The 13,788-nt window shown below is 71.2% G+C and carries 14 protein-coding genes; 3 read left to right on the top strand and 11 right to left on the bottom strand.

Going from position 1 to position 13,788, the window contains the following annotated elements:
- Positions 1 to 70: 70 nt before the first annotated feature.
- From prcA to arc, 7 genes are all read right to left on the bottom strand, one after another.
- Positions 71 to 892: a proteasome subunit alpha gene (gene prcA / locus O7620_RS09380; protein ID WP_151488942.1), complete on the bottom strand. Its 822-nt coding sequence runs from the start codon at positions 890 to 892 to the stop codon at positions 71 to 73.
- Between the two features lie 61 nt (positions 893 to 953).
- The gene (gene prcB / locus O7620_RS09385) at positions 954 to 1,793 is read right to left on the bottom strand and encodes a proteasome subunit beta (protein ID WP_278122709.1); all 840 of its coding nucleotides are present in this window, start codon (positions 1,791 to 1,793) and stop codon (positions 954 to 956) included.
- Complete coding sequence (locus O7620_RS09390; protein ID WP_278122710.1) at positions 1,712 to 2,191, bottom strand: endonuclease VII domain-containing protein; 480 nt, start codon at positions 2,189 to 2,191, stop codon at positions 1,712 to 1,714. The genes prcB and O7620_RS09390 overlap by 82 nt, the downstream gene beginning before the upstream one ends.
- A gap of 235 nt (positions 2,192 to 2,426) precedes the next feature.
- Positions 2,427 to 2,642, bottom strand: coding sequence for a ubiquitin-like protein Pup (locus O7620_RS09395; protein WP_278122711.1), 216 nt, complete (start codon positions 2,640 to 2,642; stop codon positions 2,427 to 2,429).
- A gap of 108 nt (positions 2,643 to 2,750) precedes the next feature.
- A complete protein-coding gene (gene dop, locus O7620_RS09400) occupies positions 2,751 to 4,268 on the bottom strand; it encodes a depupylase/deamidase Dop (protein WP_347403757.1) in 1,518 nt (505 codons plus the stop codon).
- Between the two features lie 110 nt (positions 4,269 to 4,378).
- A complete protein-coding gene (locus O7620_RS09405; protein WP_278122712.1) occupies positions 4,379 to 6,370 on the bottom strand; it encodes a hypothetical protein in 1,992 nt (663 codons plus the stop codon).
- 164 nt (positions 6,371 to 6,534) lie between these two features.
- Positions 6,535 to 8,319 (bottom strand): proteasome ATPase, encoded by a 1,785-nt coding sequence (arc, locus tag O7620_RS09410; RefSeq protein WP_278122713.1) that lies wholly within the window; start codon positions 8,317 to 8,319, stop codon positions 6,535 to 6,537.
- 178 nt (positions 8,320 to 8,497) lie between these two features.
- Here arc and O7620_RS09415 point away from each other — a divergent pair, with 178 nt between their 5' ends.
- Positions 8,498 to 8,788, top strand: coding sequence for a ferredoxin (locus tag O7620_RS09415; RefSeq protein WP_278122714.1), 291 nt, complete (start codon positions 8,498 to 8,500; stop codon positions 8,786 to 8,788).
- Between the two features lie 51 nt (positions 8,789 to 8,839).
- Here the strand turns inward: O7620_RS09415 and O7620_RS09420 are convergent, their stop codons facing one another.
- Genes O7620_RS09420 through O7620_RS09435 form a run of 4 tightly spaced genes read right to left on the bottom strand, consistent with a single transcriptional unit; the run spans position 8,840 to position 11,761 of the window.
- The gene (locus tag O7620_RS09420; RefSeq protein ID WP_278122715.1) at positions 8,840 to 9,412 is read right to left on the bottom strand and encodes a hypothetical protein; all 573 of its coding nucleotides are present in this window, start codon (positions 9,410 to 9,412) and stop codon (positions 8,840 to 8,842) included.
- Positions 9,409 to 9,612, bottom strand: coding sequence for a hypothetical protein (locus tag O7620_RS09425; protein WP_278122716.1), 204 nt, complete (start codon positions 9,610 to 9,612; stop codon positions 9,409 to 9,411). Before O7620_RS09425 ends, O7620_RS09420 begins: the two co-directional genes overlap by 4 nt.
- The gene (locus O7620_RS09430) at positions 9,609 to 10,562 is read right to left on the bottom strand and encodes a tRNA (adenine-N1)-methyltransferase (RefSeq protein WP_278126925.1); all 954 of its coding nucleotides are present in this window, start codon (positions 10,560 to 10,562) and stop codon (positions 9,609 to 9,611) included. Before O7620_RS09430 ends, O7620_RS09425 begins: the two co-directional genes overlap by 4 nt.
- A 44-nt stretch (positions 10,563 to 10,606) precedes the next feature.
- Positions 10,607 to 11,761, bottom strand: coding sequence for a M50 family metallopeptidase (locus O7620_RS09435; protein ID WP_278122717.1), 1,155 nt, complete (start codon positions 11,759 to 11,761; stop codon positions 10,607 to 10,609).
- A 77-nt stretch (positions 11,762 to 11,838) separates the two neighbouring features.
- Here O7620_RS09435 and O7620_RS09440 point away from each other — a divergent pair, with 77 nt between their 5' ends.
- Together O7620_RS09440 and O7620_RS09445 are read left to right on the top strand one after the other, a co-directional pair.
- Positions 11,839 to 12,753 carry a PD-(D/E)XK nuclease family protein gene (locus O7620_RS09440; RefSeq protein ID WP_278122718.1) on the top strand — a complete coding sequence of 305 codons (915 nt, stop codon included), beginning with the start codon at positions 11,839 to 11,841 and terminating at the stop codon, positions 12,751 to 12,753.
- A gap of 207 nt (positions 12,754 to 12,960) precedes the next feature.
- On the top strand, positions 12,961 to 13,647 hold the full coding sequence (locus O7620_RS09445; protein ID WP_278122719.1) for a response regulator transcription factor: 687 nt from the start codon (positions 12,961 to 12,963) through the stop codon (positions 13,645 to 13,647).
- Positions 13,648 to 13,788 lie beyond the last annotated feature (141 nt).

A 13,788-nucleotide genomic window follows, 5' to 3' on the forward strand; every position in this document is an offset into this window, starting at 1 on the left:
CCCACCCGACAGACAGACCGAAGCGCCGGCGCCCACCTCACGTGGGCACCGGCGCTTCGTCGTCACACCGTCAGTTGTCGGGCTGACCCGGCCGGTCCTCCAGATCCGCGGAACCCGCCGAACTGGTCGGCTTACCGGCCTCCCCGGTCGGCACGCTCGGCGTGTCCGGTCGGTCGCTGGTCGGCGGCGTCGACTCCCCGTCCAACAGGGCGGTCAGCGCGGCCCCGGTGATCCGCCGGAACGTCCGACCGACCCGCTGACGGTCCAGCACCGCCACCTCAAGCTGGTTCGCGGCGATCGTCCGGGCGGCACCGCCCTCCCCACCGACGGTGCTCAACGCCTGCACCGCCACCTTCGCCGCCTCGGCGAGCGACATGTCCGGCCGGTGGTTGGACTTCAACACGCCGGTGATCGCCTCGGCCTGCCCGCCCATCGCCATCCGCCCCGGCTCGTCGTTGACCGAACCGTCGTAGGTGAGCCGGTACAACTCGTCGTCGGCGGGTGTCGGCCCGACCTCCGCCACGCAGATCTCCACCTCGAACGGCTTCGACTGCTCCGTGAAGATCGCACCCAGGGTCTGCGCGAACGCGTTGGCCAGGGCCCGGCCGGTCACGTCCCGACGGTCGTAACTGAGCCCGTTCAGATCCGCCATCCGCACACCGGCGCGACGCAGATTCTCGAACTCGTTGTACCGGCCCACCGCGGCGAACCCGATCCGGTCGTAGATCTCACTGACCTTGTGCAGGGCACTGGAGAGGTTCTCCGCGACGAAGAGCACCCCGCCGGCGTAGCTCAGGACCACCGCGCTGCGGCCCCGGGCGATGCCCTTACGGGCCAGCTCGGAACGGTCGCGCATGATCTGTTCGGGCGAGGCGTAGAACTGCATGGCCACGGCGGCGATTCTCCTAACGGCGCTGTGCTGACGACTGCTGGCTGGTGGGGGTGGGCGCGGCTCAACCGCCCGGGTTCTCCATCCGACCGGCGACCACGCCCTCGGCGATCGTCGCCGTCTCGGCGTCGGTGAGCCGGTGGGTGCCCTCGGCGGTCGCGGTCATCACCACCGGGTAGATCCGCCGGGTCAGGTCCGGGCCACCGGTCGCGGTGTCGTCGTCGGCCGCGTCGTAGAGCGCCTCGACCGCGAGCCGGGTCGCGTCCGCGACGGACAACCCGGCCCGGAACCGCTTCTTCAGCGCGGACTTGGCGAACAGCGACCCGGAACCGATCGCGTCGTAACCGGTCTCCTCGTACGGGCCACCCGTCACGTCGAAGCTGAAGATCCGACCGGCCTTCGCCGGATCGGCGGCGGCCAGGTCAAAGCCGGCGAAGAGCGGCACCACGGCCAGCCCCTGCATGGCCGCGCCCAGGTTGCCCCGGATCATCGAGGCCAACCGGTTGGCCTTGCCGTCCAGCGAGAGCATCGCGCCCTCGATCTTCTCGTAGTGCTCCAGCTCCACCTGGAACAGTCGCATCAGCTCGATACCGATGCCCGCGGTGCCCGCGATACCGACCAGCGAGTACGCGTCGGCCGGGTGCACCTTCTCGATGTCGCGCTGGGCGATCAGGTTGCCCATGGTGGCCCGCCGGTCGCCCGCCATCACCACACCGTCAACGGCCGCGATGGCCACGATGGTGGTCGCGTGCGGCGCCAGGTCGGCGGCCATGCCCGGCGGCAGCGGTCGCCGGCCGGGCAGCATCTCGGGTGCCACCCGGCTCAGAAACGTCGTGAAGGAGGACGTCCCCGCGTTGGTGAACACATCTGGTAGACGCCCGGATGGATCAAAGCCCGCTGCCACGTGGTTCCTCTCAGGTACGTGATTGCCCTGGCCAGCCTCGTGGGACTGTCACGGAACTGGCCAAGACCACCGTTGCAGTTGAAGCAGAGTATCCCGCGCACCCATCCGGTGCGATGATCGTGGTCCAGATGTTGCGGGTCCGCGCCGCCGCAGATCGCGCAGAAGCCGCCCTGCTCGGCCAGGAACTCCTGGAACTCCTTCTCCCCGACGCCGTAGCGCCGCCGCAGGTGATACTCGCGGTTACCCCCGTACAGGCACTCTTTCGTCTCTTTGGTCTTGGTGTTGTGGCAGGGCTTGCAGTAGGTGGCGTAGCCGGAGGTGTCCGCCCGGTTGCGGGGGAAGGCATCGAACGGCTCGACCGCGTCGCAGGCCGGACAGTGCTTGTACCCCTCCGGCACGACGCGACCTCCGCGCACCTCGCGGCCAAAATCGGCTCTCACCCGCCGCGCGTAGCTTGCCTTGGATCGCTCGTTGAAGCTGAGCTTGCAGTAGCTACCCCGCCCGCCCGCCCGCCCGGCCTCTTGGAGCTCACACAGAACTGATCGAACGCCTTCCATTCGCCGCAATCTCGGCAGCGACGGAGCCCGTCACGATCATCGCTCGCTTTAGCCATGTCCGAATTGCCCTATATGTTCACTGACCTCCCTTTTGAACGTAGCCCCTCACAAACTCTTCTGCGTTTTCTTCGAGAACCTCGTCGATCACGTCGAGGAGGTCCTTGGTGTTTTCGGTGGTCTCGGCGTGCCGCTCGGCCACCTCGGGGTTGACCTCGGTGACGACGTCCTCGATCTCCTCGCCCTGGCGGGACTTGCCGGACTGCGACTGACCGCCGCTGTCATGAGTGGCCATAGCTGTCTCCTCCACGATCGTCTGCGATGAACTTACCTCGCGCGGACGACGAAAAGCCCGCCGCGCGCCGGCTCGCGGCACACACATGACGGACTTTCGGGCCCGTGCTCAGCCACCGGTCAGCGTCTCCAGCAGGTCCTTGGCGCTGGCGCAGCGGTCGAACAGCGCCCCGACATGCGCGCGGGTGCCCCGCTCCGGCTCCATCATCGGCACCCGGACGAGCGACTCCCGACCCACGTCGAAGATCACCGAATCCCAGCTGGCGGCAACCACCTCGGAGGCGTACTGGGCCAGACAGCGGCCCCGGAAGTAGGCCCGGGTGTCCTCCGGGGGCTCGGTCATCGCCGAGCGCGTCTCGTCGTCGGTGAGCAGCGTCTTCATCGCCCCCCGGGTGACCAGCCGATTGTAGAGGCCCTTGTCCGGCCGGACGTCGGAATACTGCAGGTCGACCAGCTGGAGCTTGTGTGAGCCCCAGCCGAGCTTCTCGCGTTCCCGGTAGCCCTCCAGCAGCCGCAGCTTGGCCACCCAGTCGAGTTCGTCGGCGCACAGCATCGGGTCGCGGCCGAGCCGGTCGAGGACGCTCTCCCAGCGGTCGAGCACGTCCACGGTCTGCTCGTCGGCGTCGGTGCCGTACCGGTCGTCGACAAAGGACCGGGCCCGCTCCAGGTACGCCCACTGCAGGTCGAGGGCGGTGAGCCGGCGGCCGTCGCGCAGCCGCATCAGGTGCGACAGGGCGGGGTCGTGGCTGACGGCGCGCAGCTCGCTGACCGGGTCGGCGATGCCCAGGTCGGCGCCGAGCGCCTTCTCCTCGATCATGGTGAGGATCAGCGCGGTGGTGCCCACCTTGAGGTAGGTGGAGATCTCGGAGAGGTTGGCGTCGCCGATGATGACGTGCAGCCGCCGGTACTTGTCGGCGTCGGCGTGCGGCTCGTCGCGGGTGTTGATGATCGGCCGCTTGAGGGTGGTTTCCAGGCCCACCTCGACTTCGAAGAAGTCGGCACGCTGGGAGATCTGGAAGCCGCTCTGCCCGCCGTCCTGGCCGATGCCGACGCGGCCGGCGCCGCAGACGATCTGCCGGGTGACGAAGAACGGCGTCAGGTACGCCACGATGTCGGCGAACGGCGTCTGCCGGCGCATCAGGTAGTTCTCGTGGGCGCCGTAGCTGGCGCCCTTGTTGTCGGTGTTGTTCTTGTACAGGCGGATCGGTTGGCTGCCGGGGATGGTGGCGGCACGGCGGGACGCCTCGGCCATCACGCGCTCGCCGGCCTTGTCCCAGCGGACGATGTCGCGGGGAGTGGTGACCTCGGGGGTGGAGTATTCGGGGTGGGCGTGGTCGACGTAGAGGCGTGCGCCGTTGGTGAGTATCACGTTGGCCAGGCCGAGGTCCTCGTCCGCGAGGGCCTCGGCCGGATCGTAGGCCGCGCCGGAGTAGGTGAAGCCGCGGGCGTCGCGCAGCGGCGACTCTTCCTCGTAGTCCCAGCGGGCCCGCCCGCCCCGGTTGAGTTCGGGGCGGGCCCCGTAGGCGTTGACCACCTGCGATGAGGTGACCATCGGGTTGGCTCCGGCCTGGCCGGGAACGGAGATGCCGTACTCGACCTCGGTGCCCATGATCCGACGTACCGTCATGCGACCACTCGCTTCGCTCGCCCCACGGAGCCGGCGTGCCCGCCGCTCACACCATCGAGACTAGTCTGCGTGGTGGCCGACCGCGCGGCCCCGCCGGTCGGCGCGGCGCGTTACCGCGCCGTGGCGGGCTTGAGTGGCACCAGGGTCAGGCCGTCGCGCAGGGTCGGGTCTGCCGTGAGCGCGCCGTCGATGGCCCGCTGGGCAGCCGGGTCGGCGACGATGAGGCGCAGCGGGCGGGGAACGCGGCGCAGGATCTCCGCGGTCCGGGCGGGTTCGTCGTAGATCCGGAAGTAGATGCCGGGTTCGGTCTGGCCGCTGGTGCCCTGCATGGCGGAGAGGAAGATCGACTCCCGGTAGCCCTGGAGGCCCTGCTTGTCCACGACAAGGGTGACGGTGCCGGGGATCGCCGGGTAGTTGCGGTAGGCGATGGAGGTGACCGACGCGGAGCGGGTGATGTTCCGGACGTCCCGGCTGGCCCAGTCCTTCGCCCACGTGCCGTTGCTGCCGGTGCGGTGGAAGTAGCCGCCGGTCCAGCCGAGCACGCCGGTGCCGGCGAGCACCGCGAGCGTCACGAGGGCGGCGGTGGCGACGGCGGGGAGGGCGCCGGTGATGGGGCGTCGCCGTGGCTCGGAGTCGGTGCTCTGGGCGGGCACGGGCAGCAGTCGGGCGGGTGCGGCGGCGCCGATGATGAGGACGGCGATGACCAGGTGGGCGGTCTTGCCGAAGTAGTAGGCCGGTTGGGTGCCGTTGGCCAGGTTCACGGCGGCCATGCTGGCGGAGAAGAGCAGGCCGACGCCGAGGGTGACGAGGTAGCGCCGCCAGGTGGACTCGGCGAGGTTGGTGCGGACGAGGATGGCGGCGACGACGACCGCGCCGAGGCCGAGCATGGTGTTGTAGGTCTCGACCGGGGGTGTGCCGCCGGGGGCGGCGAGGGCCTCGCTCTGGCCGGCGACGAGCAGGCCGAGCAGGGGGATCAGCGGGGCCAGCGCGGCGGTGGGCACGGCGATGGCGGCGACGGTGCCGGGGCGGGCGCGAAGTCGGCGCCGGTCGGCGATGAGCCAGCAGAGCACCATGGCGCCGGTCGGGAAGAGGAAGAGGTAGTAGCTGAAGCCGATGCCGATGAGCAGCGCCCCAACGAGCAGGAGTTGTTCGCGCAGCCGGTTGAGGGGGCGGACGACGAGGGCGACGAGGATCGCGGACAGGCTGAGCCCGAAGGTCTCGCTGGGGTAGCCGGCGACGAGCAGGCGGGGCAGCTCGGTGCCGAGGGCCAGGGCGGCGACGGCGACGATGAGGACCAGGCGGCGCAGTGGGTGCAGGGGGCCGGCGACGTGCTGGGCGGCCCAGCTGAGCGCGAGCAGCAGCCCGGCGAAGGTGAGGAGGCACCAGAGCACGTAGTGGTCCATGAGTCGCGCGCCGGTGGGTGGGTCGCCGGCGCTGCGCAGGAAGCCGTCGAGCAGGGCGGTGGTGAAGTGCCAGCCCTGCGGGTAGTGCACGAGGCCGGAGAAGATGTTCTCGCGGGCGGTGTCGGCGTCGAGGAAGAGGTAGCCGCCGAGGCGGCCGATCACGTCGAAGAGGGCGGGGTGGCGTCCGTTGTCCTCGCCGACCATGGCGAGGTTGAGTCGCTGACCGAAGGTGTCGGCCCGCAGGTAGGGGGTGGCGAGGTAGCCGGCGGCGAGGGCCGCCACGGCGAGCGTGGCGAGGTCGGACCAGCTGGGGCGGGGCAGCCGGGGTGCGCGCCGGGACAGCACGGCGGCCAGGGTCAGGACGGTCAGCGCCAGGCCGGTGACGGGGACCGGGTGCAGGCCCCAGGGCCACACGGTGAAGAGCAGCCCGGTGGCGCAGGTGAGGCCGGCGAGCAGGGCGAGGGCGAGCATCATCCGGTCGAGCAGGGTGCGGCCGGAGCGCAGCAGGCTGGCCGTGCCGAGCAGGATCACCGGGGGCAGCAGCCACGCGGCGTGTACGGCGTTCGCGGCGAACGGGACGAGCCAGCAGGCGAGCAGGATGGCGAGCAGCGGGCCGATTCCGAGGCGTCGGGCGGCTGGTGGCGCGGGCGGCTGTTCGGCCGGCCTCCGGTTGTCGGTGCCACCTGGCACTGCTGGCATTTCCATGGTGGCGTCGGCACGCACGGGAGTCCTCGTTCGGTTGGTCGGCGGAGTCGCCGCAGTCTAGCGGGAACGGGCGCGGCCGTTGGCCCGCCGGTGGGGTGGGTGTCGCACATGTGCAGCGGCGGCACCGGACGACGTGTCCGGTGCCGCCGCTGGGTGGTTCAGAGGTACTGGCCGGTGTTGCTGGCGGTCTCGATGGACCGGCCGGCCTCGGTGCCCTTGCCGCCGGAGACGAGCGTGCGGATGTAGACGATCCGCTCGCCCTTCTTGCCGGAGATCCGGGCCCAGTCGTCGGGGTTCGTGGTGTTGGGCAGGTCCTCGTTCTCGCGGAACTCGTCGACGCAGGAGTCGAGCAGGTGCTGCAGGCGCAGCCCCTTACGGCCGGAGGTGAGGAACTCCTTGATGGCCATCTTCTTGGCCCGGTCGACGATGTTCTGGATCATCGCGCCGGAGTTGAAGTCCTTGAAGTAGAGGACTTCCTTGTCACCGTTGGCGTAGGTGACCTCGAGGAAGCGGTTCTCCTCGGTTTCCGAGTACATCCGCAGCACCACGGCGTCGATCATGGCGGCGACGGTGGCCTGCGGGTCGGCTCCGTGTTCGGCCAGGTCGTCCGGGTGCAGGGGCAGCCCGGAGAGGATGTACTTGGAGAAGATGTCCTTGGCCGCCTCGGCGTCCGGTCGCTCGATCTTGATCTTCACGTCGAGTCGTCCGGGGCGCAGGATCGCCGGGTCGATCATGTCTTCCCGGTTGGAGGCGCCGATGACGATGACGTTCTCCAGCCCCTCCACGCCGTCGATCTCGCTGAGCAGCTGCGGAACGATGGTGTTCTCCACGTCGGAGGAGACACCGGAGCCACGGGTGCGGAAGATCGAGTCCATCTCGTCGAAGAACACGATCACCGGGGTGCCCTCGCCGGCCTTCTCCCGAGCACGCTGGAAGATCAACCGGATGTGCCGCTCGGTCTCGCCGACGTACTTGTTGAGCAGCTCGGGGCCCTTGATGTTGAGGAAGAAGCTGGTGTGCTTCTCCTTGCCCTGCCGTTCGGCGATCTTCTTGGCCAGCGAGTTGGCCACCGCCTTGGCGATCAGCGTCTTGCCGCAGCCGGGCGGGCCGTAGAGCAGGATGCCCTTGGGCGGGCGGAGTTGGTGCTCACGGAACAGTTCCGCGTGCAGGAAGGGCAGCTCCACCGCGTCGCGGATCTGCTCGATCTGTGACTGGAGGCCACCGATGTCGGAGTAGTCGACGTCGGGCACCTCCTCCAGGACCAGCTCCTCGACCTCGCTCTTCGGGATCCGCTCGTACGCGTACGCCGAGCGGGGCTCGATCATGAGCGAGTCGCCGGCCCGGATCGTCGAGCCGATGAGCGTCTCGGCGAGGTGCACGATGCGCTCCTCGTCGGAGTGGGAGACCACCAGTGCCCGGTCACCCGGCCCGCCGCCCGGACCCTCCAGGATCTCCTTGAGCATCACCACCTCGCCGACCCGCTCGTAGCCGAACGCGTCGACGATGTTGAGCGCGTCGTTGAGCAGGACCTCCTGCCCCCGGCGCAGCTCGGCCACGTCCAGCGAGGGCGAGACGGCGACGCGTAGCTTGCGGCCGCCGGTGAAGACGTCCACCGTGCCGTCGTCGTGCTTGGCCAGGAAGACGCCGTAACCACTCGGCGGTTGCGCGAGGCGGTCGATCTCCTCCTTGAGCGTCACGATCTGCGTGCGAGCCTCCTTGAGGGTGCTCACCAGCCGGTCGTTGTTTTCGGTCAGCCGCGCCAACTGTGCCTGGGTGGCCGCCAGCCGCTCTTCGAGCTGCCGGACGTGTCGGGGGCTTTCGGTCAACTTACGCCGCACCAGGGCGAGTTCCTCTTGAAGAAACGCGACCTGCGTGGAGAGATCGTGGGCTTCCTTCTCCCACCGTGCGGCGCGCGAGTCCGCGTCGTCGCTGCGTGCTGCCACGTCCCACCTCCCCGGGGGGCTTGAACGTTCTGCCCTAACACTAGCCGCTATGAGGCCGATTCGGTCCCATGCAACACCCTCGTCACCGAACCTTGATCGCCAAGGGTGGCCCGGCGGGCCGGTACTGGCGTTCGGGTACCGTCGGAGGCTGGTACGGGAGAACATGGGGGGTGCACCGGTGGCCGAGGTCGCGACCGACCAGTTGCAGGTCTGGGTGGACCAGGATCTCTGCACGGGCGATGGGCTCTGCGTGCAGTACGCGCCGGAGGTTTTCGAGTTCGACATCGACGGCCTGGCGTACGTCAAGGGCGCCGACGGTGAGCTGCGGATGGCGCCGGGCAGTCGCGTCGACGTGCCCGAACACCTGCGACTCGAAGTGATCGACTCCGCGAAGGAGTGCCCGGGCGACTGCATCCACGTGATGCGCGGCGACGGCGTCGAGGTCGCCGGCCCGGACGCCGAGGACTGAAGCCCACCACCGGCCGGGCCGCGCGGCCCGGCCGGTGGTGGGGGGTACGCCTCAGAGCATCGGGCGGCCGACCACCGAGGCGACGAGCCGGGCGAACTCCTCCAGGCGGGCGATCTGCCCGGCGCCACCGTCGTCGAGGGTCTTGCCGAAGCGCAGCGCGTCATGCCGCGGCGTGCCGGCCATCTCCTCGCTCGGCGGCGCCTCGTCCAGCGAGGTGAGCAGCAGGTAGACGTCGATGCTGTCGACCCGGATCTCCCCGCTCTCCAGGCGGTTGAGCCGACGCCGGCAGCCGACCTCGGTGACGGTCGACACCGGCACCACCCGTAGCGACGAGGTCATCGACCCCGGCGGCCCCTCCCCCGGCGGCACGTCCTCGCCGTGCCAGAGGATCAGCCGGCTGCCGTCGCAGACCACGACCTCCTGCCACACGCCGTTGACCTCGTTGACGAAACGCTCCAGGGTGAAACCGAGCACCGACGCGCCCCGCAGCACCCCGCCGAGCGCCTCCAGGGCCACGTCCGGGTCGCGCAGGTACGCCCGCGCCGCCGACTCCAGGTCCTGGTAGGGCGACCAGTCCGGAAACACCGCGGGTAGGTCGCCGCCGCCGTAGCCCGGTCGGCTCATGCCGCCGCCTCCCCCCGCCCGGCGGGGCCGGCACCCAGCTCGATCCGCCCGGCGGGGCCGGCACCCAGCTCGATCCGCCCGGCGGGGCCGGCGCCCAGCTCGATCCGCCCGGTCACGCCGGCGCCCAGCTCGATCCGCCCGGTCACGCCGGCGCCCAGCTCGATCCGCCCGGTCACGCCGGCGCCCAGCTCGATCGTCACGGCCTGTCCATCTCCCCCGTCGCGTCGGGCTGCGCGCCGGCCGCCTGCGAGGCGGCCGCCTGCCGGGCCGCCTCCGCCGCGCGCAGGTCCTGCCGGCGCTGCGCGTACGCCTCGGTGCCCTTGCTGGGCTTGCGCCGCCGGGGCGGGGCGGTGACGCCGGGGGCGAGCTTGCGCGCGGAGACCAGGAACGCGGTGTGCGCGATCATCCGGTGGTCCGGGCGGACGGCGAGGCCCTCGGCGTGCCAGTCGCGCACCAGCGACTCCCAGGCGCGCGGCTCGGTCCAGCCACCGCGCTCGCGCAGCGCCTCGACCAGCTCGGAGAGCTGCGGTGTGGTGGCCACGTAACCGATGAACACACCGCCGGGCACCAGCGCCCGCTCGACCATGTCGAGGGTCTCCCACGGGGTCAGCATGTCCAGGATGATCCGGTCGAAACCGGTCTCCTGGCACTGTGCCACGTCGCCGACGTGCAGGTTCCAGGACGGGTGCGGGCCGTTGAAGAACGCCTCCACGTTGCGCTTGGCGATCTGCGCGAAGTCGTCGCGCACCTCGAACGAGTGCAGCTCACCCTCGGTGCCGACGGCCCGCAGCAGTGAACAGCTCAGCGCGCCGGAGCCGGCACCGGCTTCGAGGACCTTCGCGCCGGGAAAGATGTCGCCCATGGCGACAATCTGCGCCGAGTCCTTCGGGTAGATCACCTGTGCGCCGCGCGGCATGGAGAGCACGTAGTCCGACAGCAGCGGCCGCAGCGCCAGGAACGCCGTGCCGCCGCCGGCGGTGGTCACCACGCTGCCGTCGGGCAGCCCGATCAGCGTGTCGTGCGCCAGGATGCCCCGGTGGGTGTGGAACTCCTTGCCGGGCTCCAGCGTCACGGTGTGCATCCGCCCCTTCGGGTCGGTCAGCTGCACCCGGTCGCCGGGCCGGAAGGGCCCACGGTGCACGGGTGTCAGTGCCGGGGTGGCGGCGTCGGCCGGGACGGTGGAGGACGTTGCGGTCACGATGTCATCTTCCGGTTGGGTTCGAGGAGCTGTGCCAGGTCCCCGATGTGCAGAATGCCGACGACATCTTCGCCTGACGTCACCACGTACTGCGCGCCCGGGTGGGTCTGTACGGCATCCATCACCCGCTCCCCGTCGAGCCCGGCCGCGAGGGTGGGCAGCGCGCCCAGCGACCAGGCGACGGCGTCGACCGCCAGCCAGGGGCGTCGCTCGGCGGGCACCGCCTCGGCGGCGGCCGGGTCGACCAGCGCGACCGGCCGGCCGGTGGAGTCGGTGACCAGCAGCGCGGCGCCGGGCTGTCCCGCCTCGGCGCGGCGGCGTTGCGCCTCGGCCAGCGGCGTGCCGGTGGGCACCGGCCAGACCGGTCGGGCCAGCCGGGACAGGTCGATCAGCGGGAACCGGCGGCTGACCCGAGCGGCGCGGATGGCCTGCCCGGCGCCGCGCCACAGGGTGAAGGCGACCAGCAGCATCAGGGGCAGCGCCAACGGCGCGAGGTAGTCGGCGAGGGTGAGCAGCAGAACCAGGGCGGCGGTGCCGACGGCGACCGCCCGTCCCGCCCAGCCGGCGACTTCGGTGCCGCGGTGCCGGTCGCGGGTCAGCCCCCAGACCAGGGCGCGCAGTGCCCGTCCGCCGTCGAGCGGCAGCCCGGGCAGGCTGTTGAACACCGCGACGATGACGTTGCTCACGGCGAGCTGCAGGGCGAGCTGGTGGGCGACGGTCCGTTCGGGCAGCGCGACGGTGGCGGCGACGGCGAGGACGCCGAGCACCGCGGAGACCGCCGGGCCGGCCAGCGACACCAGCAGGTCGACGCGGGGTGACGGGGCGTCGCGGTCCATCTCGGTGTAGCCGCCGAGCAGTTCCAGGGTGATGCCGCGCACACCGATGCCGTAGTGCCGGGCGGTGAGCGCGTGGCCCAGCTCGTGCAGCAGCACCGAGCCGAGCAGCGACACCACGAACCCGAAACCGATCAGGTAGCCGGCGAGCTGTGGCAGGTCCAGCTGGCGGCGGGCGAATTCGGCGTACAGCACGGCGACGAGCACCGCGAGCAGGACCATCGACCCGTTGAGGTGCAGCGGCACACCGAACACGCGTCCCACGCTCAGGCCGGGACGCCGGTCGGGCCGGCGCGACGGGCGGGATGTCTGCTCCATCGCAACGATGCTACGGACCGGTGCTGCCCGGGGCGGGTGGCGGTGGGTGTCACACCGGTGCCCTAACCTTTGCCGACATGACGGCGGAACCGGTCACCACCACCCAGTCCCCCCTACCGGCGCAGGTCCCGCCGACGGTGCGGGCGTCGCTGTCCCCGTCGCGGGCGGCCGATTTCAAGACCTGCCCCCTGCTCTACCGGTTCCGCAGCATCGACCGGCTGCCCGAGCGCACCACCGTCGAGCAGGCCCGGGGCACGTTGGTGCACGCGGTGTTGGAGCGCCTGTTCGACCTGCCGGCCGTCGGGCGTACGCCGGCGGCGGCCGGCGACCTGGTGGCCCCCCAGTGGGACCGGCTGGTTACCGAACAGCCCGACCTGGCCGAGCTGTTCGACGGGTCGGAGCCGGCCGGGCCGGTGGAGTTCCTGCGCTCGGCGGCGGGGCTGCTGGAGGGTTACTTCGCGGTGGAGGATCCGACCCGGCTGGAGCCGGCCGAACGGGAGAGTCTGATCTCCGCGGTGGTCGACGAGGAACTGCTGATCCGCGGTTACCTCGACCGGCTCGACGTGGCCCCGGACGGCGCGTTGCGGGTGGTCGACTACAAGACCGGTGGCGCTCCGCGGGAGGCGTTCGAGGCGCGGGCGCTGTTCCAGTTGAAGTTCTACGCGCTGGTGCTGTGGCGCACCCGCGGCGTGGTGCCCCGGGTGCTGCGGCTGCTCTACCTGCGCGACGCCGAGGTGTTGGACTACACGCCGGACGCCGACGAGTTGGTGCGCTTCGAGCGCACGGTCGTGGCGTTGTGGCGGGCGATCGAGCAGGCCACCGCCCGGCAGGACTTCCGGCCCCGGCCCAGCCGGCTCTGCGACTGGTGCAGCCACCAGGCGCTGTGCCCGAGCTTCGGCGGCACTCCGCCACCGTTCCCGGTCGCGGCGACGGGCGCCGACCCGCTGCGCGACGCCCGGTCCGCTCCGGTGACGCCCGGCGCCGACGAGTGATCCACCGGTAGCCGGGTCCGCGCGCCGTCGACCGGGTGGCGTCCGGCGCCCACCGGAGCCGGCCTCGCGACCGGACCCGACCGGATCGGTGCCACGCCGATCGGGACAGGGCGCCGGGTCCGTCTCTACCGTGGTCCACGACGCACCGGCCCGCGTACGGGAGGATGACCGGTGCGGCGGCACGGCGTGGGCGGGACGGGAGACGAGATGACCGATCGGGTGGCCTCGGCGCGGCCGGTGCGGATCCTGCTCGCCGACGACCAACCGCTGCTGCGGACCGGCTTCCGGATGGTGCTCGGCACCGAGGGCGACCTGGACGTGGTGGCCGAGGCCGGCGACGGCGTGGAGGCGGTGGAGCTGGCCCGTCGGCTGCTGCCCGACGTCGTGCTGATGGACATCCGGATGCCGCGGATGGACGGGGTGGCCGCGACCCGGGCGATCGTCGACGCCCGGCTGCCGGTGCGGGTGCTGGTGCTGACCACGTTCGACCTCGACGAGTACGTGGTGGGCGCGTTGCGGGCCGGTGCCAGCGGGTTCCTGGCCAAGGACGTGCCGGCCGAGGAGTTGATCGCGGCGATCCGGACGGTCGCCGGTGGGGACGCGGTGGTGACACCGCGGATCCTGCGGCGGCTGCTGGACCGTTTCGCCGAGCTGCTGCCCGATCCGGCGCGGACACCGTCGGCGGCCCTCGACGCGCTCACCGACCGGGAACGCGAGGTGCTGGTGCAGATGGCGCGCGGGTTGTCCAACGCCGAGATCGCCGCGGTGCTGTCGGTCAGCGAGACCACCATCAAGACCCACGTCGGGCACCTGTTGACCAAGCTGCGGCTGCGGGACCGGGTGCAGGCGGTGGTGCTGGCGTACGAGTCGGGGCTGGTCCGCCCTCGGGCGTAGCCGCGCCGGGCCGGAATACCTCACCCGGCGTACCCGAAGATCCCTCCGTGGGGTGACGGCCGCCGTTGCCGCCGTCACCTACCGTGACCGGAGACGGTCTGGCGGGGTTGACCCTCCTGTGACGTGAGGGGGCAGGCTCGC

Origin of the sequence: Micromonospora sp. WMMD710 (genome assembly GCF_029626045.1) — a bacterium.
Taxonomy (GTDB): domain Bacteria; phylum Actinomycetota; class Actinomycetes; order Mycobacteriales; family Micromonosporaceae; genus Micromonospora.

What these genes read in the sequence shown, in the direction of transcription:
- O7620_RS09420 (WP_278122715.1), bottom strand. Translation starts at nt 9,412, where the DNA reads ATGAGCCGACCGGGCTACGGCGGCGGCGACCTACCCGCGGTGTTTCCG.
- dop (WP_347403757.1), bottom strand. Translation starts at nt 4,268, where the DNA reads ATGACGGTACGTCGGATCATGGGCACCGAGGTCGAGTACGGCATCTCC.
- O7620_RS09435 (WP_278122717.1), bottom strand. Translation starts at nt 11,761, where the DNA reads ATGGAGCAGACATCCCGCCCGTCGCGCCGGCCCGACCGGCGTCCCGGC.
- O7620_RS09440 (WP_278122718.1), top strand. Translation starts at nt 11,839, where the DNA reads ATGACGGCGGAACCGGTCACCACCACCCAGTCCCCCCTACCGGCGCAG.
- O7620_RS09445 (WP_278122719.1), top strand. Translation starts at nt 12,961, where the DNA reads ATGACCGATCGGGTGGCCTCGGCGCGGCCGGTGCGGATCCTGCTCGCC.
- O7620_RS09395 (WP_278122711.1), bottom strand. Translation starts at nt 2,642, where the DNA reads ATGGCCACTCATGACAGCGGCGGTCAGTCGCAGTCCGGCAAGTCCCGC.
- O7620_RS09405 (WP_278122712.1), bottom strand. Translation starts at nt 6,370, where the DNA reads ATGCCAGCAGTGCCAGGTGGCACCGACAACCGGAGGCCGGCCGAACAG.